Annotated in this window: 18 protein-coding genes; 15 read left to right on the top strand and 3 right to left on the bottom strand. The window is 53.1% G+C overall.

The window, feature by feature from the left end; translation table 11 throughout:
* Positions 1-20: 20 nt before the first annotated feature.
* The 9 genes from H8B09_RS13715 to H8B09_RS13675 all read left to right on the top strand — a co-directional run bounded on the left by H8B09_RS13715 (position 21) and on the right by H8B09_RS13675 (position 11,707).
* Positions 21-704, top strand: coding sequence for a tetratricopeptide repeat protein (locus H8B09_RS13715; protein WP_191204090.1), 684 nt, complete (start codon positions 21-23; stop codon positions 702-704).
* 28 nt (positions 705-732) lie between these two features.
* Positions 733-2,493, top strand: a complete 1,761-nt coding sequence (locus H8B09_RS13710) for a sensor histidine kinase (RefSeq protein ID WP_191204089.1) — start codon at positions 733-735, stop codon at positions 2,491-2,493.
* Between the two features lie 145 nt (positions 2,494-2,638).
* Complete coding sequence (locus tag H8B09_RS13705; RefSeq protein ID WP_191204088.1) at positions 2,639-4,219, top strand: SWIM zinc finger family protein; 1,581 nt, start codon at positions 2,639-2,641, stop codon at positions 4,217-4,219.
* Entirely contained in the window at positions 4,216-7,119 is a 2,904-nt protein-coding gene (locus H8B09_RS13700; protein WP_191204087.1) for a DEAD/DEAH box helicase, read from the top strand. The genes H8B09_RS13705 and H8B09_RS13700 overlap by 4 nt, the downstream gene beginning before the upstream one ends.
* A gap of 75 nt (positions 7,120-7,194) precedes the next feature.
* Positions 7,195-7,398 (top strand): hypothetical protein, encoded by a 204-nt coding sequence (locus H8B09_RS13695; protein ID WP_191204086.1) that lies wholly within the window; start codon positions 7,195-7,197, stop codon positions 7,396-7,398.
* 184 nt (positions 7,399-7,582) lie between these two features.
* The gene (locus tag H8B09_RS13690) at positions 7,583-9,133 is read left to right on the top strand and encodes a spore germination protein (protein ID WP_191204085.1); all 1,551 of its coding nucleotides are present in this window, start codon (positions 7,583-7,585) and stop codon (positions 9,131-9,133) included.
* A gap of 35 nt (positions 9,134-9,168) precedes the next feature.
* On the top strand, positions 9,169-10,281 hold the full coding sequence (locus H8B09_RS13685) for a GerAB/ArcD/ProY family transporter (RefSeq protein ID WP_224753584.1): 1,113 nt from the start codon (positions 9,169-9,171) through the stop codon (positions 10,279-10,281).
* A complete protein-coding gene (locus H8B09_RS13680; protein ID WP_191204083.1) occupies positions 10,278-11,480 on the top strand; it encodes a Ger(x)C family spore germination protein in 1,203 nt (400 codons plus the stop codon). The genes H8B09_RS13685 and H8B09_RS13680 overlap by 4 nt, the downstream gene beginning before the upstream one ends.
* Positions 11,477-11,707, top strand: a complete 231-nt coding sequence (locus H8B09_RS13675) for a hypothetical protein (RefSeq protein WP_191204082.1) — start codon at positions 11,477-11,479, stop codon at positions 11,705-11,707. Before H8B09_RS13680 ends, H8B09_RS13675 begins: the two co-directional genes overlap by 4 nt.
* A 6-nt stretch (positions 11,708-11,713) precedes the next feature.
* Here H8B09_RS13675 and yfbR read toward each other — a convergent pair whose 3' ends face one another.
* Positions 11,714-12,328 (bottom strand): 5'-deoxynucleotidase, encoded by a 615-nt coding sequence (yfbR, locus tag H8B09_RS13670; RefSeq protein ID WP_191204081.1) that lies wholly within the window; start codon positions 12,326-12,328, stop codon positions 11,714-11,716.
* A 121-nt stretch (positions 12,329-12,449) separates the two neighbouring features.
* Here yfbR and H8B09_RS13665 point away from each other — a divergent pair, with 121 nt between their 5' ends.
* Positions 12,450-14,003 (top strand): FumA C-terminus/TtdB family hydratase beta subunit, encoded by a 1,554-nt coding sequence (locus H8B09_RS13665; protein ID WP_191204080.1) that lies wholly within the window; start codon positions 12,450-12,452, stop codon positions 14,001-14,003.
* Positions 14,004-15,038: 1,035 nt separating this feature from the next.
* Here H8B09_RS13665 and serC read toward each other — a convergent pair.
* The gene (gene serC, locus H8B09_RS13660; RefSeq protein ID WP_191204079.1) at positions 15,039-16,130 is read right to left on the bottom strand and encodes a 3-phosphoserine/phosphohydroxythreonine transaminase; all 1,092 of its coding nucleotides are present in this window, start codon (positions 16,128-16,130) and stop codon (positions 15,039-15,041) included.
* Positions 16,131-16,418: 288 nt separating this feature from the next.
* Positions 16,419-16,943, bottom strand: coding sequence for a DinB family protein (locus tag H8B09_RS13655; RefSeq protein WP_191204078.1), 525 nt, complete (start codon positions 16,941-16,943; stop codon positions 16,419-16,421).
* Between the two features lie 273 nt (positions 16,944-17,216).
* Here H8B09_RS13655 and H8B09_RS13650 point away from each other — a divergent pair, with 273 nt between their 5' ends.
* The 5 genes from H8B09_RS13650 to H8B09_RS13630 are packed head-to-tail and all read left to right on the top strand — an operon-like array spanning position 17,217 to position 23,019.
* The gene (locus tag H8B09_RS13650; protein WP_191204534.1) at positions 17,217-18,968 is read left to right on the top strand and encodes a peptide-binding protein; all 1,752 of its coding nucleotides are present in this window, start codon (positions 17,217-17,219) and stop codon (positions 18,966-18,968) included.
* Positions 18,969-19,011: 43 nt separating this feature from the next.
* Complete coding sequence (locus H8B09_RS13645; protein WP_191204077.1) at positions 19,012-19,983, top strand: ABC transporter permease; 972 nt, start codon at positions 19,012-19,014, stop codon at positions 19,981-19,983.
* Complete coding sequence (locus H8B09_RS13640) at positions 19,980-21,011, top strand: ABC transporter permease (RefSeq protein WP_191204076.1); 1,032 nt, start codon at positions 19,980-19,982, stop codon at positions 21,009-21,011. The genes H8B09_RS13645 and H8B09_RS13640 overlap by 4 nt, the downstream gene beginning before the upstream one ends.
* Positions 20,981-22,006 (top strand): ABC transporter ATP-binding protein, encoded by a 1,026-nt coding sequence (locus H8B09_RS13635; RefSeq protein WP_191204075.1) that lies wholly within the window; start codon positions 20,981-20,983, stop codon positions 22,004-22,006. Before H8B09_RS13640 ends, H8B09_RS13635 begins: the two co-directional genes overlap by 31 nt.
* A complete protein-coding gene (locus H8B09_RS13630) occupies positions 22,003-23,019 on the top strand; it encodes an ABC transporter ATP-binding protein (RefSeq protein ID WP_318152615.1) in 1,017 nt (338 codons plus the stop codon). The genes H8B09_RS13635 and H8B09_RS13630 overlap by 4 nt, the downstream gene beginning before the upstream one ends.
* The last annotated feature ends 62 nt before the right edge of the window (positions 23,020-23,081 follow it).

Genomic DNA, 23,081 nt, shown 5'->3' with positions numbered 1-23,081 from the left:
TCAAATCGGGAGGCTTACTAATGCTCGGAAAGTTTTTACTGTTCGGACTATTATGGTCGATCTTCGGCAACCCCATCTTGGCATTTCTTGCAATGATTGTTATCTTATACATCATTGATCGCCGATTTATCGGGTTGTCGCCGAGTTTGGTCAAGCCGCTGCGCCGGATGGGACGCATTCGCAAGCTTCGCCAACAGCTAGACATGAATCCGAATGACTTATCTTCGAAGCTCGAGCTTTCCAAGCTGCTGATCGAGAAGAAGAGCTTCCGGAATGCACGAGAGCTGCTGGAGCCGCTGCGTGAACGGGAAGCAGTCGAACAATCGGCGGAATATTGGGACGATTTGGGTACTTGCCTTCTCCGAACGGGCGAGTCTGAGGCGGGCGAAGCGGCAATCCGCCAGGCATTGTCGATTAATCCGCGAGTCAAATACGGTCAACCGTATTTGCGTCTAGCTGCAATGAATAGTATAAGGGATACGGCAAAAGCGTTGGAGGATCTCGAAGCTTTCCAGCAAATTCATACCTCTTCTTGTGAAGGATATTACCGTTTAGCACAGCTGAACAAACGGATGGGCCGCAAAGCAGAAGCGAAGCGCGCGCTCGAGGAGTCCGCTAGGCTGTACCGGATGCTTCCTCGATATAAGAGAAGAGAGGAACGACGTTGGGCGCTGCTCAGCTATTTGGGCCGCTTGATGGGCTAATTTCTTCATAGAGGAGTAACGGACATTCATGATGCGGCGCAGGATATGGGTAGTAGCGATTATAGGATTATTGCTCCTTATCGGAGTGAATAATACGATCTATTATTTCACAGCGAAACGATCGCTTGAGAATAGTATGAAACATGAGATGCTTGCCGTAGCGAAGCAAATTCAGCTGTCGATTGAACAATCGCGGCTTGGCGGCGAAGTATTCCAGAATCAGATTGGCCGCGAACTGCGGGCTGTTTCGATTGCTGCGCAATATGCGCTCGATCCTGATATCGACAAGGTGACGAACGAGCAGTTGACGGAATTGTCGGCGAAGCTCGACGTCAATCATATCTCGTTGTTCCGCCCTAACGAGGCGAAGGACGATATTATTATCGAGAAATCGTCTGATCCGAAGGAACTGGGTGCAAGTTCTAAGACATGGAACCCATGGTACCAAGCATTTCAGCAGCTATTCGCCTTGAGGCCGGTATCGGTCAAATGGGGACAGGCGCTGAATCACTTCTGGACTGGGCCTTATGAAGTTGCTACCACCGACGTAGATAAGGTATATAAATGGGGCTATTACTATGATGGCTCCACGAACTATATGCTGGATCCCTACATTAGTAACGATATGATGAAGCAATACGAGGATGCGACAGGCGTAAACCGGCTTATCAAACGTGCGATAGAGGACAATGCTTCCCTATTGGAGATTACCGCGGTAAACCCGGATACGTTCTCGCTTGGCAAGCCTGTTCTGACGAAGAATAGTAATGGCGAGTGGGTCGAGCATATTACGCAGGCGCCGATTATATATGGAGATTACATTTATAAGCTGAAGGACGATGTCAACAATGTCGATAAGGCATATCAGTCTAATCGAATTGTGACTGTGAATGCGATTGCTAACGGCACTCATGTCATCAAAACGTATATCCCCGTTCAAATCCCGAAGGGATCCAGCGTACTTGATAAAGCTGGCAATTCGCTGGATCGATACATTCTGACGATCGTATCGGACTATAAGTTTGTACAGGACTCGCTTGATGCGCAGTTCCTTAACATCGGCCTTATCATTACATTCATTACTGTGCTGAGCGCATTGCTTGTCCTGTTGATTCTGAATTACTTCCGTCGCTCTCGCAACGAGGTCGTGAAGGAGACGCAAGTAACGTATGTGGAAGAGATCAACCAGCTGCTCGTGTCCGTCAAAGCGCAGCGGCATGATTTTCTCAACTATGTACAGACGATACAGTCTCTTGTCGACTTGGGCAAAACCACCGAGCTGAAGGATTTCATGAGGGAGCTGACTGGTGAAATTCAGCTCACCAATGAGATGATTAATATCGGCAATCCGGCGATTGCAGCGCTTATTCGATCGAAGCTTGCGCAGGCGCAGGAGAAGAAGGTTCGTTTCGAGAACAGTTTCCATGGACTTGATAAGCTGGACTTCGGTATGAAGTCGCTGGACCTTACCCGTGTGATCGGCAATCTGATCGATAACGCATTCGATGAAGTGATGAAATATCCAGAGGATCGGCGGTTGATCCGGCTGGAGGGCGTGCTTGTCGACAATAGTCTGGAGTTCGTCATCCGCAATACATGCGATGATGCCCATCGAATCGCGGAGGAAGGCAAGCTGTTTGATCAAGGCTTTTCGACGAAGAAGGGCGTTCATCAAGGTCTTGGCTTGCCGATCGTGAAGGAAATCGTAACTTCTTATAAAGGTACGCTGCAGGTTGAAGCGGATGAAGATGGAAATATCGTCTTTGCCGTACGGTTGCCGCATTATTAAAGGTTTTAACCCAATAGGGCTGCTGCGCCAATTCGACATTGGCGGGCGGCCCTGTTGTTGTTCATGCAATTCATATTGAAGCAGACGTGAAACAAGCGGCAAATATGGTATAATAAAACGAATGTCAGATGAACGGAGTGGGTGCATGGACTCCTTATTCCAAACCGAACAAATGCTGCTGCTCGCACTCGAAACAGAGCTTGCACAACATCTGTCCCCGGCTATTGTAGATCGCGGCTGGGACTATTATATAAAAGATCGTGTTCAACACATTAAGTTGATGGATGGCGATACGCTCATCGGAGCCGTTCGAGGCTCCGATATGTACAGCGTTATGCTCGACGTGAGCGATTTTAACTACAGCACCTGCACTTGCCCGAATCCGGAGCATTGCAAGCATATGGCGGCGGTTTATTTTGCCGCGTGCGACAAGTCGGGTACACGGTCACCTGAGGATGCCAGACGCAGACTCATGGGATTGTCCGCTGCGCCGGAGTCGCAGACGTCAACCAGCAGAATGGGGCTGCCCTCCGAAGATCATCGGCGTATTACGACCCAGATGGAGGAGCAGTACGGCGAGGCGTGGAAGCAGTGCCGATACTCGCTGCATCCGCTGCAATCGGTCTTGCAGGGACTGAAAGGAATTGCGCGCGATTGGAACAAGACCATTCAGCAATATGAATGGATGCTGGCTATCCTCTTCACGCTGCGGCAGGCGGAGAAAGCATTCTCGCTTGTTGATCCATTCAGCAAATATTATCAGCAGATGAGCTTTACTCGGATGGCTGAGCCATGGATCGAGCAGTTCGAATCGCTGGCGGCAGAGCAGAAGCATTGGCAGCAATGGGAACAACGGCAGCTTGACTGGTTCGATACTGTGACCGAGTTTGCGCGGACGCACGCGGGAGATACCGACAATGAGCTATTTCGATGGGATTTTCTCTATCTCAGCCTGACGTCCGGTAGGCTTGATGATGATCAATGGCGTGCGGATGAGCGGGTTCGGCTGGAAGAGCAGGATGCCAACGCAGCACCTTCAGATGGAACGAAGCGCGGAAGTCATTTTGCTGCGATTGCGCTTGCTGCGCTGGATATGTTCGAGGGCAGAGATGTAGAAGCAGTCGCGCGGCTTTCTAATGCTCCAATCGATCCGATCGAACCGCTCGTGCAGATGTACGCGCAGACTAGGCTGACGGAGCGCAATTGGGAAAGCTTTGATATTTGGATGAGTTTCTTCTTCGAGCACCGCTCGAAGGGGGCTAATTCACGGGCGCTAGTCCCGTTCCTATTCCTCTGCAGAGAAGCCGATCAAGCGCAGCCAGGCAATCCGAAATGGGCGAATTGGATGACAGCGCTGCTGCCGTACTCCTACAGCTCGCTTGCCGATCATTGGATGGAGCAGGGACGTTACGAAGAATGGGCGGATCTGCAGTTGCTGATGGGCATGTCGCCGGATGAGTTAGATGGCAAAGATTTGCGCGAGGCTTCCAAGTCATCGCCGCAGTCGCTGCTGCCGATTTTTCATCAAGCGATTGATGATGCGATTCTGTCACGCAATCGGCAAGGTTATAAGCAAGCCGTCAAGTTGATGAAGAAGCTGGAGAAGTTGTATAAGACGTTGAAACGGGATCAGCAATGGGGTCGATATGTCCAGTCGCTTAACGATAAGTATCACCGTCTGCGTGCGCTGCAGGAAGAAATGGCGAAAGGAAATATACGCCCATGAGAGGAATAGATACGAATCAACCGCTCATACTGGATGCCCGCTGGGCTTCTGGCGAAGGCGTGTATGTGATGGAGGAGCGTCAGAATAACGGCTATGCCGGCAGACTGAAACGGCTGCTGTTCGCCTGGCATGCGCCTTCGTGGTATGGCTCGGAGATCGAGAAGAAGGAAGCGTTCGGTCGTACGATGATTTTACTGCCGCCTCTGCTTGCGGTTGAATATTTGTCGCTCCCTAAGCCAGTTCGGATGCTGCATTATGGGTGGACGCCTGAAGGGGATCGCGTACGTGATACAGCTGTCTGGCTGTGGGATTCGCTGCAGAACGGATGGTTCGTTCCTGATGGCGTACGCTGGACTGCGGAAAGACCGGCATGGCGGCCGGATGCTCCAGCTTCAGAGCCTGAAGCAGCGGCGAGGCTGCAGCAGATTCAGCAGCTATGGGATGAAGCGGGGCAGCCAGGCGCAATAGACGAGTGGCTGACGACAGCTGTGAACAGCTTGATTGAGACGGATTCGGCTGTATCTACAGCCTGGCATTCGACGCTGTCGGGCATTGGTTCAGCCGTGCTGCGTGGCGGTGCCGCAGATGAAGAGGACTGGCTTGTGGCGGCGGGCATACGGAAGGACCTGTTTCCTTTCCGTACGGCCTTGCAGCTGACTGAGCCTGATGAAGAGCATGGCTGGCGGCTCCGTCCGGCTGTTCAACATCGAGATGGAGGGCCGTGGATTCCGCTAGTGGATCTGGAAGCGGGTCATTATATGCCTATCAGCACCGAAGAGCAGATTCCGGAGGAATGGCTTCCACTGCTGGAGGAGCGGCTTGACCGCGAGCGTCGCAAATGGCAGACGACCGCTCCAGAGCTGATCGATAGCGATGGACGCCTTCATTCTGAACTGACAGATAACGAAGCGTACACCTTCCTGGAATCGACAAGTTTAAAGCTGCTGCAGACGGGTTGTCCAGTGCTGCTGCCCTCGTGGTGGGAGACGGTACGCTCCCGCAAGTTCCGCTTGAAGGCGAAGATGAAGTCATCTGTTGGCTCGGCTGAGCAGCCGATGTTTGGCTTGAATGAGTTAGTCCAGTTCGATTGGAAGCTTGCGGTCGGCAATCTGGATCTATCCGAAGCGGAGTTTATGAAGCTCGCAGCAGACAACCGGAGGCTGCTGCGTGTCGGAGGCGAATGGGTTCACCTGGAGCCTGCCGACGTCGATCGGATCAAGAAATGGATGAAGCAGGTCGGCAAACGCAAAGGATTGACGCTGCGAGACGTGCTGGAGATGCATCTGCGCGGCACGTCGCCGATCACGGACGGCGATGAAGATGACGGCATCTCGCTGGCGGCGGAAGTAGAGCTGAACAGCCATCTGTCCAAGTGGCTGGAGCAGCTGCAGCAGACGAATGGCGTTCCGAGCGTCGAAATTCCGCCGACGTTCCACGGCGAACTTCGTCCTTATCAGCATCAAGGCGTGTCGTGGCTTTCGTTTCTGCGACGGTTCGGACTTGGTGCGATTTTGGCAGATGACATGGGACTTGGTAAGACCGTTCAGTTTACGGCATATTTGCTTAGCGTGAAGCAGAAGTTCGAGGAGGGCACCGGACGCGGCGGCCCGTCATTGCTTGTCTGTCCGACATCCGTTATCGGCAACTGGGAGAAGGAACTCGAACGATTCGCACCGGATTTGCGCGTGATGCTGCATTACGGCCCGAAGCGTGATAAAGGCCCAGCGTTCGAAGCAGCGGCTAATGAGGCTGATCTTGTGATTACATCCTATTCGCTCGTTCCGCTCGATGAGGATGAACTTGGTCAGGTTGAATGGAACGTACTCTGTCTTGACGAAGCGCAAAATATTAAGAACGTAAACACGAAACAGTCAGCTTCGATCCGCCGGCTGCATGCATACCATCGCATTGCGATGACCGGTACGCCAATGGAGAACCGACTGACAGAGCTGTGGTCCATCTTTGATTTCATAAGCCCGGGTTATCTGGGCAGACTGGGCGAGTTCCGCCAGCATGTTATCGCACCGATTGAACGGACCCGCGATGCGGAGGCAATCGCGGGGCTGCAGCGCTGGACGCGGCCTTTCATGCTTCGGAGAGTGAAGAGCGATCCGACCATTATCGATTCGCTGCCGGATAAGAGCGAAGCGAAGATGTTCGTATCGCTTACAGCCGAGCAAGGCGCGTTGTATGAGAACATCGTCTCGGATTTGCTTAATAATCTGGACAAAGAAGGTCCGATGAAACGACGCGGACGTATTCTGTCAGCGTTGACGAAGCTGAAGCAGCTATGCGATCATCCGCAGCTGCTGCTGGGCGATGGAGTGACTGGCACCGAATGGGACGCCGAGCGATCGAACAAGACGACGCGCGTGCTGGAGATGGTAGAGGAAATTGCGGCTGAAGGCGAGCGCTGCCTTATATTTACCCAGTTCGTCGATATGGGCATGATGCTCAAGCGGTTGCTGGAGGAGCGTACGGGAATGCCGGTGCCGTATTTGCATGGCGGTGTGCCGAAAGCGCAGCGCGATGCGATGATCGAACGATTCAAGGACACGTCCGAGCCAGGCTGTGCGTTCGTACTGTCGCTGAAGGCAGGCGGCACAGGGCTTAACCTGACGGCGGCGAACCATGTATTCCACTTCGACCGCTGGTGGAATCCGGCGGTAGAGAATCAAGCAACGGACCGCGCATTCCGAATCGGCCAGACGAAGAAAGTGCAGGTGCACAAATTCGTGACGCTTGGAACGCTGGAGGAGCGAATCGACCAGATGATCGACCGTAAGCAGATGCTTAACGACCAGATAGTCAGTCAGACGGAGCAGTGGGTGACGGAGATGTCGACCGACGAGCTGCGTGAGCTGTTTGCTCTGCGTCATGATCGGTTCGGAAGGCAGTAAACATAAGCAAATAACATGCAATAAAGGTGCAACCGTAGGCGATAGGTGGTTTCATGCGGTCAGGAGGCGAAGCAGATGGAACGTTCAGAGGAAAATCAGGATAAGCAGCCGGAGCGCGAACATACAGCTGCTGCAGAGCAACCGGACGTCGTGGATTCACAGGAAAGCCCGATCGAAGATGCGCCCGGGCCAGTAGATGCACTGCCTGCATGGCGTCCGTTCTATGCGGCTGTTAGGGATTCGATGCAGAGGCTGCGAGGCAGTGACGGTTTGGAGTAAGGTAAGCATCGTTATTAATAGAAACGGGATGAAAGTGAAGAGGCTGAGCAGGCGAGGTAATCGTCCGCTCAGCCTTTTTGTGTAATTCGAATAGAAGATTTTGCATAATAAGCGCGCAACGGTTCATTCTAACAAATGGAAACAGGTGTCTTGGGACTTCAGACAGAAGGAGCGGTGTGGGGCTATGAGAACACGATATAAGCCGACGGCATCCGCATCTCGTGTCCCGCGCAATCGCCGCGAGCTGACAGAGGAGGAGAAGCAGGAGCTGGTTCTTTCCCTCGCTGACAATGTGCAGCGTCTACAGGCACTCTATTCGAATTGTTCCGATGTCATTGTGCGCAGGTTCGCCATTGGAGGAGTTACGGATGCAGCTCTGGTCTATATCGATGGTCTGATTGATACGGATAAAGCTGACCGGTATATTGTTACCCCCTTAATGGATGCCGACGGCCCGAAGGAATTGAATCTGATCCGACTAGCTGAACAGCGGATTTCCGTCTCGGATATGAAAGCTGTTGCTACAATTGGAGATTGCATAAGCGCGATATCGAACGGACAGCCCGTACTCCTTCGGGATCAAGAAGCATCAGGTCTCGCTTTCGGGCTGCCCAGCTGGGAGAAACGCGCAATCGAAGAGCCTGAAGCAGAGTCAACTATTCGGGGACCAAGAGAAGGTTTTACCGAGACGCTTCGCGTGAACACGTCGATGCTTCGTCGTATTATCAAGAGTCCGCTGATGAAATTAGAGAAGATTGTAATAGGTGAATATACGCAGACGAATGTTGTGCTTGTCTATATCGAAGGACTGGCTGACACTGCATTGCTGCAAGAGGCAAGAACAAGGCTGGAAGGCATTCGGATCGACGGCATATTAGAGAGCGGCTATATCGAAGAAATGATCGAGGACAATCCTCGATCGCCTTTTCCGCAGCTTCTGAATACAGAAAGACCGGACGTAGTATGCGCAGCTCTGTTGGAAGGGAGAATTGCAATTCTTACGGAGGGGACGCCTCACGCCTTGATCGCGCCGATATCGTTGTTCAGCCTTCTGCAATCGCCAGAGGATTATTATCAGCGTTTCTGGCCTTCGACATTAATTCGCTGGCTGCGGTATATTTTCGCCTTCATTTCGCTCGTTCTACCTTCATTCTATGTGGCGGTAACAAGCTACCATCAGGAGATGGTACCAGGAGCACTGCTCAGCAGTATGGCGACTTCTCGCGAGCCGGTTCCGTTCCCGGCGCTTTTCGAGGCGCTGCTCATGGAGGTTACGTTCGAAGCGCTCCGTGAAGCGGGCGTTCGGCTGCCGAAGCAGGTAGGCGCAGCCGTCAGTATCGTTGGCGCGCTTGTAGTCGGCCAAGCGGCGGTACAAGCAGGGCTTGTCTCAGCTCCGATGGTGATCGTCGTTGCGATAACGGGCATTGCTTCATTCATGCTTCCGCGTTATATAGCGGGGATTGCAATACGAATGCTCCGTTTTCCGCTTATTTTTCTAGGAGGCACGCTTGGGCTTCTGGGCATAATGATGGGAATTATACTCATTGTGCTGCACCTGTGCAGACTGCAATCGTTCGGAATGCCATATCTGCAGTCGATTACGACGATGCAGCGCAGTGATATCAAAGATATTGTAATGCGTGCGCCTTGGTGGGCGCTTGATATTCGGCCCCAGCTGAATAGTAAGCCGCAGACAAAACGTGAGGCGCCGAATCAGATGCCGGATAATCAATAAGGACGGGAACTTGAGAAATGAAGGAATGGAGGGGGATGATGATGAAGAAAAATGAGATGATTACACCGATGCAGCTCGCGTTCATCCTCTATCCTACTGTGATGGCGACCGGCTTTCTGGCGCTGCCATCACTTGCCGCATCTTATGCTCCTTATGACTTCTGGATGATAGGGCTAGTTGTACTCGGAACGGGGATTTTGAGTGTAGCTGCAGCAACAAGCTTGCACGCCCGGTTTCCGAGGATGACGGTAGTTGAATGCAGCGAGCGCATACTTGGCAAGGCACTAGGTAAAATCATTGGCATGCTATACTTTCTGAATCTCGTGCATGTAACAGGTGTTGTCTCGAGAGAGTATGCGGAATTCGTAAAAAATAACTTTTTGATCAAAACGCCGATGATGCTTGTCATCGTCCTCATGCTTCTCCTTGTTTCCAATGCAGTCCGGGGGGGAGTTAGCGTGATCGCCAAGAGTGCTCTCATTTTCACTACCTGTTTCGTTTTTCCGCTTATTTTCTTATTATTGCTGCTGCCTGATCTCGAGTGGGGCAATGTTCTTCCCTTCATGAGCCATGGCATTGTTCCGGTTCTGAAAGCATCTGCAGTGCCGCAAAGCTGGGTCAGCGAGTTGTTCCTTATTAACTTCTTCCTCCCCTACGTATCCGATTCGAAAGCAGGAATGAAATGGGGTTATATTGCGCTTAGCGCAGTGAGCGTCAGCATGGTGCTGATTAACTTGATTGTACTGTTAGTGTTGGGGCTGGACACAAGCAACAAGGCGTACCCGATATTGGTTGCATTCCGTTACATCAGTATAGGTGGTTTTTTTGAAAATCTTGAGGCACTGCTTCTTGTGATGTGGGTAGCAGGCAACTTCGTGAAGCTAACCGTTTTCTTGTATGCGACGGTGACTGCATTCAGCCAATGCTTCGGCGTTACGGACTTTCGAACGGTCGTGCTTCCCATTGCCGTTCTCGCATCCGTGTTCAGCATTTGGGATTTGCCGAACTTCTCGGTTATGCAGCAGCTGCTAGTTAAAGTGGGTACATTCGAGACGCCGTTGTTTATGAATGTCATTCCCTTACTGCTCTTGCTCGTTGCTTGGCTGACAGGAAGGAAATCAGCGGATGACGGGGGCGTTGGCGGATGAACATGATACGTCTTGTCCATGCCGTATCAGCCGTCCTGGTCCTGACGATGACGACAGGTTGCTGGGATAGGGACGAATTGAACGACCTGGCTCTTGTTACTGCGCTCGCGCTTGATCAAGGCAAGAATAACGATATTGTGACGACGATTCAATTTCTGTTGCCGCGCAGTCAGAGCGGCGTTGGCGGTACAGGCGGAGGGGGTGGAGGCGGCGGAGGCATGAATAAGGAGACCGCTGTGAGGACGGCGAGCGGCGTTAACGTTGCTGATGCGTTGTCCAAGCTGCAGAGAAGAATGCCGCGGAAGCTGTTCTGGGGGCAATGCAAAATCTTTATTTTTGGCGAGGAGCTTGCGCATAAAGGCATTCAAGAATCACTCGATTTACTGTCACGCCATCCACAGCCAAGGGAGAGGTCGTTTGTGTTTGTCAGCGCAGGCAAAGCCTCTGATAACTTAGAGCTGTTCCCTCCGCTGGAACGAACCTCGGCCGAAGCGCTGCGCAAGCTGTCAGAGATGGATATCGGGTACAAATTGACGCTGCAGCAATTGAATTCGAAGCTGGTCGATGATTCTGAAGCGCTGGCCATTCCTTATATCCACGTTCTCAAGAAAAGCAAAGCAGCGGCTCCTGGACAGACGATTCCATACGTCTATGGGAGCGCTGTGATGAAGGGGGATCGTATGATCGGGGTGATGTCGGAGAAGGTCACAAGGGGAATGATGTGGTTAAACGATGACATAGGCGACTACACTATTACTTTCTGGATGGATGGGCGTTCGCAAGGTGCTATTTCACTACGGCCGATCGTCGCACATATTAAGACGACCCCTCTCATTCAAGGCGATCAATGGATGATTAAGGTCAAGGTGAATGTTGAAGGAGACATGCTGCAAAATGGCACGGCTTACAATCCCGTCGATCCGCAGCTGCTTGCTAAGATGGATAAAGCGTTCGAGAAGGACGTACGCGATCGAATTGAACTAACTGTGCAGCAAGCGCAGCACAAGTTCAATGCAGACATATTCGACTTCGCGAAGGCGTTTCATCGCAAATATCCGAAGCAGTGGGAAAAGGAGAAGGGGAATTGGGATAAGCGTTTTCCTCAAGTTAAGGTGACGATGGATATTACGGCACATATTTTGCGATCGGGCTTAATTCTAGCGCCGGACGGGATGCCCCATGATGAGGTCATTCCATGATGCGCTTTGATTTCTGGTTTATCGTTATTTTGTCAGCTTTAGCGATCTGGATAAATGAGTGGAAGCAGTTGAAAAGGCAGCCGAAACGCGATCGAATCATATTCTACGTCTTACTCATTATTGGTTGGGGGATGGCTGCGTTGGACTTGCGACATTTGCCGGGTCCAACGCAGCTGCTGCTAGCGGTGTTCAAACCGTTGGCTTGGCTGATGAAGCCAATGAACTAGCGAGGACTATTGTTCGTCCCGACTCAATTCATCCAGCGTTCGGCCAAGTCCAGGCGCCAAATGGTCAAGGAACCAATCAACCTCGGGCATACTGAGCTGCGCAAGCTTCTGTTCGATCTCCATCTTCGCGACGGCAAACTCCCTGTTACCCGATGCGACCTCGGATACGCATTTGAGGTAAGCGTCCAGCAAGTCGGCTGCTTTGAGCATTCCATGCAGCTCTTGCTCGGCTTCCATCGGCGGGCTGCTGTCTGCGTGAATGCCGAGCAGGGAAGCATAAGCTGGGCGCAGAGGCACGGGCACCATGCTGTGCAGGCGCTCGGCAGCCATTGCTTCGATCTCGCGGAAACTGGCAAGCATCTTCGGATTATGATGTTTGACCGGCGTTGGAATGTCGCCGGTGAACACTTCGGTCGCGTCGTGGAATAGCGCCATTGCAGCCGCACGGTCGGCGTTCAGCGACCTGCCGAAGATGGCGTTGCCGATCTCGCACAGCATGTGAGCAAGCAGCCCGACATGAAAGGAATGTTCCGCTACGCTCTCCTTCGTCGTATTCCGCATCAAGCTCCAGCGTTCAATATATTTCAAACGGTACATATAAGCAAAAAAATCGCTCTCCATGCTTGCTCAGTCCCTTCATATCTTCAATTATCTCGCTGATCCGCTCGTACCCGTCGTTGTCCATCTATGCTATTATAAAGCTTAGTGGTTTAAGCGACTAGAGAGGAGCAATCATACGATTATGCAGCATTTTGAAGATAGCGTGTACAAACTAATTGTCGAGACTTCTACGAATCTCCCAGGAGACGTTCGCGTCGCGATCAAAGCAGCGCAGGAGGCAGAGGACCGCGCAACGCGCGCCGGCTTGTCCTTATCGACGATTGCGACCAATATCGAGATGGCGGAATGCAATGTTTCGCCAATCTGCCAAGATACAGGCATGCCGACGTTCATCGTGCACACGCCGGTGGGCGCGAATCAGATCGTTATGAAAGCGGCGATCAAGAATGCGATCGCTCGCGCAACGAAGGATGGCAAGCTCCGTACGAACTCCGTTGACTCGTTGACAGGTGCAAACACAGGCGACAACCTCGGACCAGGTACGCCGGTGATCCATTTTGAACAATGGGAGCAAGAAGACGTTGATGTTCGCCTCATCCTGAAGGGCGGCGGATGCGAGAACAAGAACATTCAATACAGCCTTCCAATGGAGATCGAAGGACTCGGCAAGGCTGGCCGCGATCTCGATGGTATTCGTAAGTGCGTCATGCATGCGATCTACCAAGCGCAAGGCCAAGGCTGCAGCGCGGGCTTTATCGGCGTTGGCATCGGCGGGGACCGCACGACAGGTTATGAGCTGGCGAAGCAGCAGCTGTTCCGTCGCGTCGACGATACGAACCCGAATGAAGAGCTGCGCAAGCTTGAAGAGTATGTGATGGACAATGCTAACAAGCTTGGCATCGGCACGATGGGCTTCGGCGGCGCGGTTACGCTGCTCGGCTGTAAAGTTGGCGTGATGAACCGTCTGCCAGCAAGCTTCTTCGTCTCCGTCGCTTACAACTGCTGGGCGTTCCGCCGTCAAGGCGTACTGCTTGATGCGGCAACGGGCGAACTGAAGGAATGGATCTACCCGCAAGGTTCGGAGCTGCCGATGAATGCAGGAGCGGAAGCGGGCGGAGCAGCAGAAGTAGCATCGACAGATGCGAGCGAGCGCAGAGAATTCCGTATGACGATGCCGCTGACAGAGGAGCAAGTGCGTGAACTGCGCGTTGGCGATATCGTTATTCTCGATGGCGAAATGCACACGGGCCGCGATGCGCTGCACAGCTACCTGATCGACAACGATTCCCCAATCGATCTGAACGGCGGCGTTATTTACCACTGCGGACCTGTTATGCTGAAGGACGACAACGGCTGGCATGTGAAAGCGGCTGGACCAACGACGAGCATTCGCGAGGAGCCTTACCAAGGCGACGTCATGAAGAAGTTCGGTATCCGCGCCGTTATCGGCAAAGGCGGCATGGGTGCGAAGACGCTCAAGGCGCTTCAAGAGCACGGCGGCGTATACTTGAACGCAATCGGCGGCGCAGCGCAGTACTATGCAGAATGCTTCAAGAAGGTGAACGACGTTCACTTCCTGAAGGAGTTCGGTATTCCAGAGGCAATGTGGCATCTGCAAACGGAAGGCTTCGCTGCTATCGTAACGATGGACTCGCACGGCAACAGCCTGCACGCAGAAGTCGAACAATCCTCGCGCGAGAAGCTGGAGCAGTTTAAGGCTCCGGTATTTAAGTAATTCAACCCACCGAAACCCTCGGGATTCAACCCACCCAAACCCTCGGGGTCCAACCCACCCAATCCCTTTCAAGGGAGGGCCCCAAAGGGTTGTGCCCTTTGGACTCCCCCGAAGGACTGGTCTAGGGACGTTGAGTGGATGGGGCTGATTTGATTGTGACTAGGGACGTGTCCACATGCGCATACTGTTCGATGCTCCTGTGTTGGTGCGTGCTGGTACTCGCTTTCGTCCCTCTGGGACACGCTCTACTTTTGGCGCACCCGCCATTGATCCCTTTGGGATCTAAGAGCTCAATAGGAAGAGAAATATACTAAACCAAAAGCTAGGCATTCGAGGGACAAGTCCCGAATGCTTAGCTTTTGGTTTTTGTTTAGGAATGGTTCCATACGATTATGGGTGTTAAATCCCGAAGGGATGACCCAGCAGGAGCGCTAAAGTAGAGTGTGTCCCGCAGGGACGAAAGCGAGCATCAGCACGCACCCATCAAGGGGGCGTCGAACCGTGTGCATACGTTCGAACAAACCTAAACGAGTCCAGCATTCCCAATCCCCTCGTTGTACCTAGATCAGTCCTTCAGGGAGTCCAGAGGGCAGATGCCCTCTGGGGCCCTCCCCTTTGAAGGGGAGGGTTTGGGCGGGGTAGTATCAATAGAGTTTGAGTATGTTTAAAGCCACTCGTCCCGCAGGGACAAACAATCGTGTTTATTACAATTATTGCGGTGTTAAATCCCGAAAGGATGACCCAGCAGGAGCGCTAAAGTAGAGCGTGTCCCGCAGGGACGAAAGCGAGCATCAGCACGCACCCATCAAGGGAGCGTCGAACCGTGTGCATACGTTCGAACAAACCTAGACGAGTCCAGCATTCCCAATCCCCTCGTTGTACCTAGATCAGTCCTTCAGGGAGTCCAGAGGGCAGATGCCCTCTGGGGCCCTCCCCTTTGAAGGGGAGGGTTTGGGCGGGGTAGTATCAATAAATAGGATTGAAGTTGCTCGTCCCGCAGGGACATTTAATTCTAGTGGGGATTGAAAAGGGGAATCACCCCTTTCTCCGCATGAAGTCATTCATGAAATCTGCAAGCGCCTCGCAAGCTGCGCGCGGAACAGCGTTGTACGCCGATGCGCGGATGCCGCCGACGCTGCGGTGCCCGGCCAGCCCCTCGAAGCCGTGCTGTTCCGACTCTTGCACGAACAGCAGCTCCAGCTCCTTGCTTGCTAGCCGCCAAGTGATGTTCATATCCGAGCGGTCGCCCCTAGCAATTATGCCTTCGTAGAACCCTCCGCTCCGGTCGATTGCCTCATAGATGAGCGCAGCCTTGTCGCGGTTGACCGTCTCGAGCCGCTGAACGCCGCCTTGCCGTTTGGTCCATTGAAGTACAAGGTTCGTCAAGTAGAGCGCGTGCACCGGTGGTGTATTATACAGCGAGTCGTTGCTTGCATAAGTGGCGTACCGCCAAATGAGCGGGATTTGCTTCGAGCAGCGTTCTAGCATGTCCCTGCGGATGATGACGACAGTAATGCCTGCAGGGCCGAGGTTTTTCTGCGCTCCGGCATAGATCATCGAGAACCGGCTGTAATCGATATTCCGACTGAGCAAGTCGCTTGTCATATCTGCGATAAGCGGCACCCCGCCTGTCTCCGGAAAAATGTTGAATCGCGAGCCTTCGATCGTATTGTTCGTCGTCATATGCACGTACGCGGCATCCGCTTGAATGCGCAAGCTGTTTACATCGGGCGTACGACGCCATTTCTCTGCTTGCGAGCTTGCTGCTATCCGGGTCTGGCCGATATACTGTGCTTCGTGCAGCGCTTTCTCCGAGAAGCTGCCGGATAAAATATAATCGGCTATCTGACCTCCCGCCAGAAAGTTAAGCGGCAGCATGGCGAACTGTGTGCTTGCTCCGCCGCCCATAAACAGCGCGCGATATTCGTTCCGCGACAGCCCGGCAAGCTCCAGAAGCAGCTGTTCCGTTTCTGCCGATAACTGTTCAACGGGTTTGCTCCGATGCGACATCTCCATGATCGAGATTCCCCGCCCGCCGTATTGCACTGTTGTTTCCTTGGCTTGCTCCAACACCTCTAGCGGCAGCGCCGCTGGCCCCGGGTTGAAATTGTACAGTCTTGTCGTCATTTCGCATTCCTCCTATTTATTCGGACAATAAATAAAGCGCTCCTTATCCCATGATTGGGACGAGGAGCGCTTGCTCGCGGTGCCACCCAAATTCGAAGAACGGCAATCGTTCTCCATCTTTGATCCGCGGTAACGGGCGGGCCCGGTTAGCTTAGGATAGAATGCGCAGCCAGCGCAGCCTTCTTGACGAAAACGCCTCGGAGTTGGATGCTCGTCATCGGCACAATGCGATAATGAAGTTAGAGGTTATTATATGCCTCTTATTGGGAATTCGTCAATAACAGTGTATTAACCTAACTCGGGCAAATACCGATCCCGAATAATGTTGCAATGGTGCTTCTCATGTCCAGCGACAACAGCTGCAGCGGCGCGAGTGGTGAGAGGATGATCGTACAGCGTGCCGGCGCGATCCCATGCTTCCGCAGGCAGTCCTTTCAGCAAATAAACGGCAGACTTGCGCAAGGAGACGAATTCATCCAACAGCTCGTTTAACGGAATTTCGTCGAAGCGGGCATTTTGCATGAACTGGTTCTCATCGTAGCTTGGGAAGGATATCTGGTCGCCACGGGCAATACGCAGGAGACGGTAGGTCCAGACACGCTCGTTGTCTGTAATATGACCAAGGACTTCACGGATGCTCCATTTGCCCTCGTCATATCGATAATGGGACTGCTCTTCGCTGATTCCGCTCAGCAGCTGCACCAGCTGCTCCGACTGTTCGACTAGAATCGATACAAGATCGCCCTCAGGTACCAGATCGATGTACTTAGCGAAGGGTGCTGCGTATTCATTCGTTTGCGGCTTATTGCTCATGTTTCTTCTGCTCCTTTCACATTTCTGATATTTATCATCTACGTTACCGAATCGTTGACGGATTTACAAGTGAATGTGGGATTATATGGGGGTTGGGATAATGGTAACGTGTTCAAAATGCGGTTCTAGTTTAAAAGTTTCAATATTCAGAAAATTGTGATTACATTCATTCTCAAACGAAAATTTCGGTGATACAATACGGCTTAACTAGATAACCCAATTTACATAACAGATAAAAACAAGGCGGCGAGGGAACGTCGTCCAATGAGAGGGATGGGTGATACGGTGAAAAAGTGGTTGATGTTGTCATTGTCCGTGTTGCTGATAGGAGTAATGGTGGCAGGCTGCAGCAAGTCTAGTTCAAACGATAACGATGTCGACAAGACAGATACGCCGGCACAGACTGAGCCCACAGGCGACAAGTCGTCTGACCCAGCAACTGCTGTGGCGGAAGGTATGCCAACCGATGGCGGCACGCTCACGATCAGTTCATTCTCGGACATCGTCTCTGCAAATCCATTATTTATTCAGGATACTTCCTCTGGCGATGCCGCCTTCTTCATGTTCGCGAACTTGTATGATCTGGATCGGCAGGGCAATGTGACGGCTGAGCCTTGGTCACTCGCATCCGAGAAGCCTGAAATATCGGCCGATGGCAAAACGTATACGATTAAGTTAAAATCGACAGCGAAATGGAGCGACGGGCAACCCGTAACGGCCGACGATGTCGTGTTCACCTTCAATGCGATCCGCGATCCGAAGGTCGCTTCGCCAGGCATCAGCCAATTCGATAAGGTGGAAGCGGTCGAGAAGGTGGATGACCAGACGGTACGAATTACGTTGAAGCAAGTATACGCGCCGTTCCAATATGTCATCGCGAGCGCGATTGTGCCCGCGCATGTGCTGAAAGATGTGAAGCCGGAGGAGCTGCTCAAGCATCCATACGGCACGGATCCGGCGAAGACGGTTACGAATGGTCCATGGAAGTGGACCGAGTGGAAACAGAAGCAGAACCTGACGCTCGAGGCAGACCCGAATTACTGGGGACCGAAACCTCATATTCAGAAGGTGATTTTCAAAATATACGCCGATCAGAATACCGAGGTTCAAGCGCTGATCAAAGGCGACGTCGACCTGACGCAGGCGATTCCGGTAACACAGGTGGAAGCAGTCAAGCAGAAGAGCGACATTAACGTCGTGCTGGAGCCAGGTCCGCTGTATGAATACGTCGGCTTTAACTTCAAAACGGACAACTTCAAGGATAAGTTCATTCCGTTCTCGACACCGAAGTCGAGACAGGCAATCGCCTATGCCCTCAATCGTCAGGGAATGGTGGACAAAGTGCTCAAGGGAACCGGCAAGCTGATGAACGCGCCGTTCTTGCCAGGCTCGTGGGCCGACCCAGGCGATGCGGTCGTGAACTACGGCTATGATGCTGAGCAGGCGAAGAAACTGCTGGCTGAAGACGGCTGGGTAGCTGGCAAAGACGGGATCCTCGTAAAAGATGGTCATCGGTTCGCATTTGAACTTCAATACAATGCGGGCAACAGCCGACGTGAGCAGGTTGCGGCCGTCATGCAGCAGAACTTGAAGGACGTCGGAATCGAGATGACGCCGAAGGCCGTCGATTTCTCAGCTTGGGTGGAGCAAAACTTGACGCCGGGCAAATACGAAGCCGTGCTGCTGTCGTGGTCGTTGAACAATCCGGATCCAGACGGAGAATCGATCTTCTCGTCCAAATATTTTCCGCCGAACGGTCAGAACTCGGGTTGGTACAAGAATGAGAAGCTCGACAAGCTGTGGGTGGACGGCTATTCGACGGTCGACCAGAATGCGCGCAAACAAATCTATGCCGAGGTAGGCAAAGAGATCTCGACCGACCTGCCTTACGTGTTCATGTACCAATACGGCTTGCCGGAAGGACTTGGACCGAAGATCAACTATGCGAAGGAGGATGCGCCGGAGCCGACGCTTCCTTACGGATATTTCTTCCATATCAACAACTGGTGGGTTGATTCCAAGTAAGAAGCCGTAAAGTACCGTACTCATACTGCTGGGAGGCGGCGATATGACCGAGTATTTGGTTAGGCGCTTCATTCAATCCTTGATCGTGATGTTTCTCATCTCGATCGTTACATTCGGACTTATACATGCCGCGCCGGGCGGACCGACTCAAATCTTCCTCTCGCCCGGCCTGTCGCAGGAAGCAGCGAAGGCGCAGGCGCATAATCTCGGTTTGGATCGCCCTCTCCCCTTGCAGTATTTGAAATGGCTGGGCGGCTTTCTGCAAGGCGACCTTGGTTATACGTTCAAGAACCATCTGCCAGTCGGTCAGATCCTGTGGCCGACTGTCGGACATACGATGGTGCTAATGGGTACGTCTTGGTTGCTATCCCTGTTCATTGCGATCCCTTGGGGGATCTACAACAGTACGAAGGCGTACGGCTGGTCCGATCAGACAGCGTCTTTCATCTCCTATGTCGGTTTCGCGATGCCGACATTCTGGTTCGGTATCCTGCTGCAGGAGCTGTTCGCTTTGAAGTTGAACTGGCTGCCGTTGTCTGACATGTGGGCAATCGATAAGGAAGGGCAAATAGGCGATCTGCTGCTCCATCTCGTACTGCCTGTTTCGGTACTGACGCTTGGCTTCTTGGCGGGGTATGTCAAATATGCCCGTACCAGCATGCTGGAAGTGCTGGAACAGGACTATATTCGTACAGCGCGTGCGAAGGGCGTAAGGGAAAGCCGTGTTATTTATCGGCATGGACTGCGCAATGCGCTTATTCCGATCATTACGATTATCGGGCTTGATCTTCCTATTCTCGTGAGCGGAGCGGCTTTGACGGAAAATGTGTTCAACTGGCCGGGCATGGGGCGGCTGTTCGTCGAGATGGCATTAGCACGGGAATACTCCGTGCTGATGGCAATAACGATAGTGACAGCCGTGCTCGTCATCGTAGGCAATTTCATTGCCGATCTGCTCTATGCGCTCGTTGATCCTCGCGTACAGCTTGGGCGCAAAGGAGGGACGGCTGCATGAATGAAGCGACTACGCAGGAGCGTCAGCATGCTGCCGCAGTAGAGCCAGGTTGGAGCAACCGAAACGAAGGGGCTGCAGTGTCCAAATCTCAATCAGGTGTGCGCTTAAGCGGCAAGCTGCCGAAGCGTCCACCTGGATTATGGCGTACGGGGATAAACAAGTTCAGACGCAATCCCTATGCGGTTGCAGGGCTATTCGTGCTCATTCTGTTTATAGCTTTAGCGGCATTGGCACACTATATTGCCCCGTATGATCCGGCGAGAATCGATCTGCTGAATGCAGATGCGCCGCCGGGGACTGGCAATCATCTGCTCGGGACCGATGAGCTGGGCCGCGATATATGGTCACGACTGCTCTTCAGCGGTCAAGTGTCGCTGTCCGTCGGTTTTGCCGTAGCTTTCGTCTCCGTCTTAATCGGCACGCTTGTTGGCTCTATCTCGGGCTACTTCGGAGGCTGGATCGATGCGATTCTCATGCGCCTCGTAGATGTGATGAATGCTGTGCCGCTGTTGTTTCTAAACATTCTTATCCTTGCGATATTCGGCTCTAAGTTCAGTTATATGATTCTCGTGCTCGCCTTCACGAGTTGGATGGGCGTCGCGCGGCTCGTCCGCGGTACGTTCCTTCAGCTGCGAGAGATGCAGTATGTAGAAGCAGCACGAGCAATTGGCGTCTCGAATACCGGCATCATTGTCCGTCATTTGCTTCGCAATGCGACGGTGCCGATTATCGTTACAGCTACCTTAATGGTTGGCGGTGCTATTCTCAGTGAGTCCGCTTTATCCTATCTCGGACTCGGCATTCAATCACCGGATACAAGCTGGGGGCTGATGCTCAGTAATGCGCAGGAGTTCATGCTGCTCGATCCGCTGCAGGCGCTCTATCCGGGGATGTGCATTCTAATTGTTGTGCTTGCAGTCAATTTCGTTGGCGACGGCATTCGCGATGCGCTTGATCCTCGAAAACAACCGGTTGCGGAACGAAGGAGGTGGAGTGCATGGAGCCGCTTCTTACGATCAAGGACTTAACAGCAGGCTTCGCAACGGACAATGGCGCGGTGAAGGCGATTGACCGCGTATCGTTGTCGATTGGCAAAGGACAGACGTTGTGTCTCGTCGGGGAGTCAGGCAGCGGCAAGAGCGTGACGTCGCTTGCCATTATGCGGCTGCTTGAATTCGCAGGCGGCCGCATTCTTGAAGGAAGCATTCGTCTCGCAGGGAATGAACTGACGGATCAGACGCAGCGGCAAATGATTCGGATTCGCGGCAATCAAATGGCGATGATCTTCCAAGAGCCGATGTCAGCGCTCAATCCTGTGTTTACGGTCGGCGATCAGATTGCCGAGAGCATCCGGTTGCATCAGCGGAAGCGCAAGTCGGAAGCGAAGCAGATGGCGGTTGATCTGCTGCGGATGGTTGGTATTCCAGACCCAGAGACACGTGCGAGGCAGTACCCGCACGAGCTGTCCGGCGGCATGTGCCAGCGCGTCGTTATCGCGATTGCGCTTGCGTGCAGGCCGGAGCTGCTGATTGCAGATGAACCAACGACTGCGTTAGACGTGACAGTACAAGCGCAATTGCTTGATTTGCTGCAGCAGCTTCAGCGGGAGCTCGGCATGTCCATGCTGCTCATTACGCATGACATGGGAGTAGCTGCGCGTATGGCAGATCAGATCGCCGTCATGTACGCTGGCGTTGTTGTGGAAACAGGATCGGTTGAAGCGTTGTTTGATCAACCTGCGCATCCGTATACGGTCGGACTTATGCAGTCGGTGCCAAGTATGGAGGGCGAGCGGCTTAGCGAGCTTCGCACGATTCAAGGGCATGTCCCATCTTTGCATGCGCTCCCGGCGGGCTGCCGATTTCATCCCCGCTGTCCTCATGCAATGCCCAGATGTACAAGCGAGGCGCCGCCGATGATGACGGTTGGAACGTTGCAGCAAGCTGCATGTTGGCTGTACGGAGATGTGGCGGCTGGCTTTGCTGGGGCACCAGATTCGGACAATGGGGAGGCAGGGGGATGAGGAGCGAATTGGCGTCAACCGACAACCCGATCATGGCGTCAACAAGCAGCCCGTTAATAGAAGCGAGAAGCGTGTCCAAATATTTTCCGATCAAGCAAGGACTGCTTAATCGATCAGTAGGTTCGGTCCGAGCGGTTGACCGGGTATCGCTTGCAATCGCACGAGGCGAAACGTTTGGGCTCGTTGGTGAATCAGGCTGCGGAAAGTCAACGCTTGGCCGAGTGATGCTGCAGCTGCAAGCCGCAACGGCAGGCGAGGTTTGGTTTGAAGGCAGCAGCCTCGGCGAGCGCAGACCGCGCGAGCTTCGCGAGCTGCGTGGGCGGATGCAGCTTATTTTCCAAGATCCGTTCGGCTCGCTTAATCCGCGGTTTCTCGTTCGAGATATAATCGGAGAACCGTTCCGTGTTCACACGAAGCTGTCTTCCCGAGACATCGATGCGCGTGTCGTTGATTTGATGGAGAGGGTAGGACTGGATCCTTCATTAAGAGGACGTTACCCGCATGAATTTTCCGGCGGACAGCGGCAGCGGATCGGCATTGCACGGGCCATTGCGCTTCGGCCGTCGTTTGTAGTAGCCGATGAAGCTGTGTCTGCCCTTGATGTTTCGGTCCAATCGCAAATCGTCAATTTGCTGATGGAGCTTCAGCGTGAGCTTGGGCTAACGTATTTGTTCATCGCGCATGGGCTTCATATTGTTCGCCATATTTCCGATCGAGTAGGCGTTATGTATTTGGGCCGACTGGTGGAGGTATCATCAGCCGATGAGCTGTTCAAGCAGCCGCTTCATCCGTACACGTCAGCGCTGTTATCGGCTGTCCCGAAGCCTGACCCAAGGGATCAGAGTGAGCGAATCGTACTGCAAGGGGACGTTCCTTCACCGGCGAATCCACCGGCCGGCTGCCGGTTTCATACCCGCTGCCCCATTGCTCGTCCGCGCTGCATGCAGGAGGAGCCAGAGCTGCGGTCGGTGTCGGACGGAAGGGAAGTTGCTTGCCATTTTCCGCTCATGTAAGAGTGTTCCATAAGCTCCGTTGCACGCCAGATGAGGCTGCACGGGGCTTTTTCCATCCTACT

The sequence above is a fragment of the Paenibacillus terricola genome (genome assembly GCF_014779765.1).
Classification (GTDB): domain Bacteria; phylum Bacillota; class Bacilli; order Paenibacillales; family Paenibacillaceae; genus Paenibacillus_T; species Paenibacillus_T terricola.
The sequence above is the reverse complement of the archived record's forward strand: the minus strand, read 5'-3'. Positions and strand labels throughout refer to the sequence as shown.

Bases quoted from the DNA above. Each gene is read 5' to 3' on its own strand.
- H8B09_RS13685 (WP_224753584.1), top strand. From the start codon at position 9,169: ATGATGATGAAGAAAAATGAGATGATTACACCGATGCAGCTCGCGTTC.
- serC (WP_191204079.1), bottom strand. From the start codon at position 16,130: ATGACGACAAGACTGTACAATTTCAACCCGGGGCCAGCGGCGCTGCCG.
- yfbR (WP_191204081.1), bottom strand. From the start codon at position 12,328: ATGGAGAGCGATTTTTTTGCTTATATGTACCGTTTGAAATATATTGAA.
- H8B09_RS13635 (WP_191204075.1), top strand. From the start codon at position 20,981: ATGGAGCCGCTTCTTACGATCAAGGACTTAACAGCAGGCTTCGCAACG.
- H8B09_RS13650 (WP_191204534.1), top strand. From the start codon at position 17,217: ATGGGTGATACGGTGAAAAAGTGGTTGATGTTGTCATTGTCCGTGTTG.
- H8B09_RS13705 (WP_191204088.1), top strand. From the start codon at position 2,639: ATGGACTCCTTATTCCAAACCGAACAAATGCTGCTGCTCGCACTCGAA.
- H8B09_RS13700 (WP_191204087.1), top strand. From the start codon at position 4,216: ATGAGAGGAATAGATACGAATCAACCGCTCATACTGGATGCCCGCTGG.
- H8B09_RS13630 (WP_318152615.1), top strand. From the start codon at position 22,003: ATGAGGAGCGAATTGGCGTCAACCGACAACCCGATCATGGCGTCAACA.
- H8B09_RS13690 (WP_191204085.1), top strand. From the start codon at position 7,583: ATGAGAACACGATATAAGCCGACGGCATCCGCATCTCGTGTCCCGCGC.
- H8B09_RS13665 (WP_191204080.1), top strand. From the start codon at position 12,450: ATGCAGCATTTTGAAGATAGCGTGTACAAACTAATTGTCGAGACTTCT.
- H8B09_RS13645 (WP_191204077.1), top strand. From the start codon at position 19,012: ATGACCGAGTATTTGGTTAGGCGCTTCATTCAATCCTTGATCGTGATG.
- H8B09_RS13655 (WP_191204078.1), bottom strand. From the start codon at position 16,943: ATGAGCAATAAGCCGCAAACGAATGAATACGCAGCACCCTTCGCTAAG.
- H8B09_RS13640 (WP_191204076.1), top strand. From the start codon at position 19,980: ATGAATGAAGCGACTACGCAGGAGCGTCAGCATGCTGCCGCAGTAGAG.
- H8B09_RS13710 (WP_191204089.1), top strand. From the start codon at position 733: ATGATGCGGCGCAGGATATGGGTAGTAGCGATTATAGGATTATTGCTC.
- H8B09_RS13675 (WP_191204082.1), top strand. From the start codon at position 11,477: ATGATGCGCTTTGATTTCTGGTTTATCGTTATTTTGTCAGCTTTAGCG.
- H8B09_RS13715 (WP_191204090.1), top strand. From the start codon at position 21: ATGCTCGGAAAGTTTTTACTGTTCGGACTATTATGGTCGATCTTCGGC.
- H8B09_RS13680 (WP_191204083.1), top strand. From the start codon at position 10,278: ATGAACATGATACGTCTTGTCCATGCCGTATCAGCCGTCCTGGTCCTG.
- H8B09_RS13695 (WP_191204086.1), top strand. From the start codon at position 7,195: ATGGAACGTTCAGAGGAAAATCAGGATAAGCAGCCGGAGCGCGAACAT.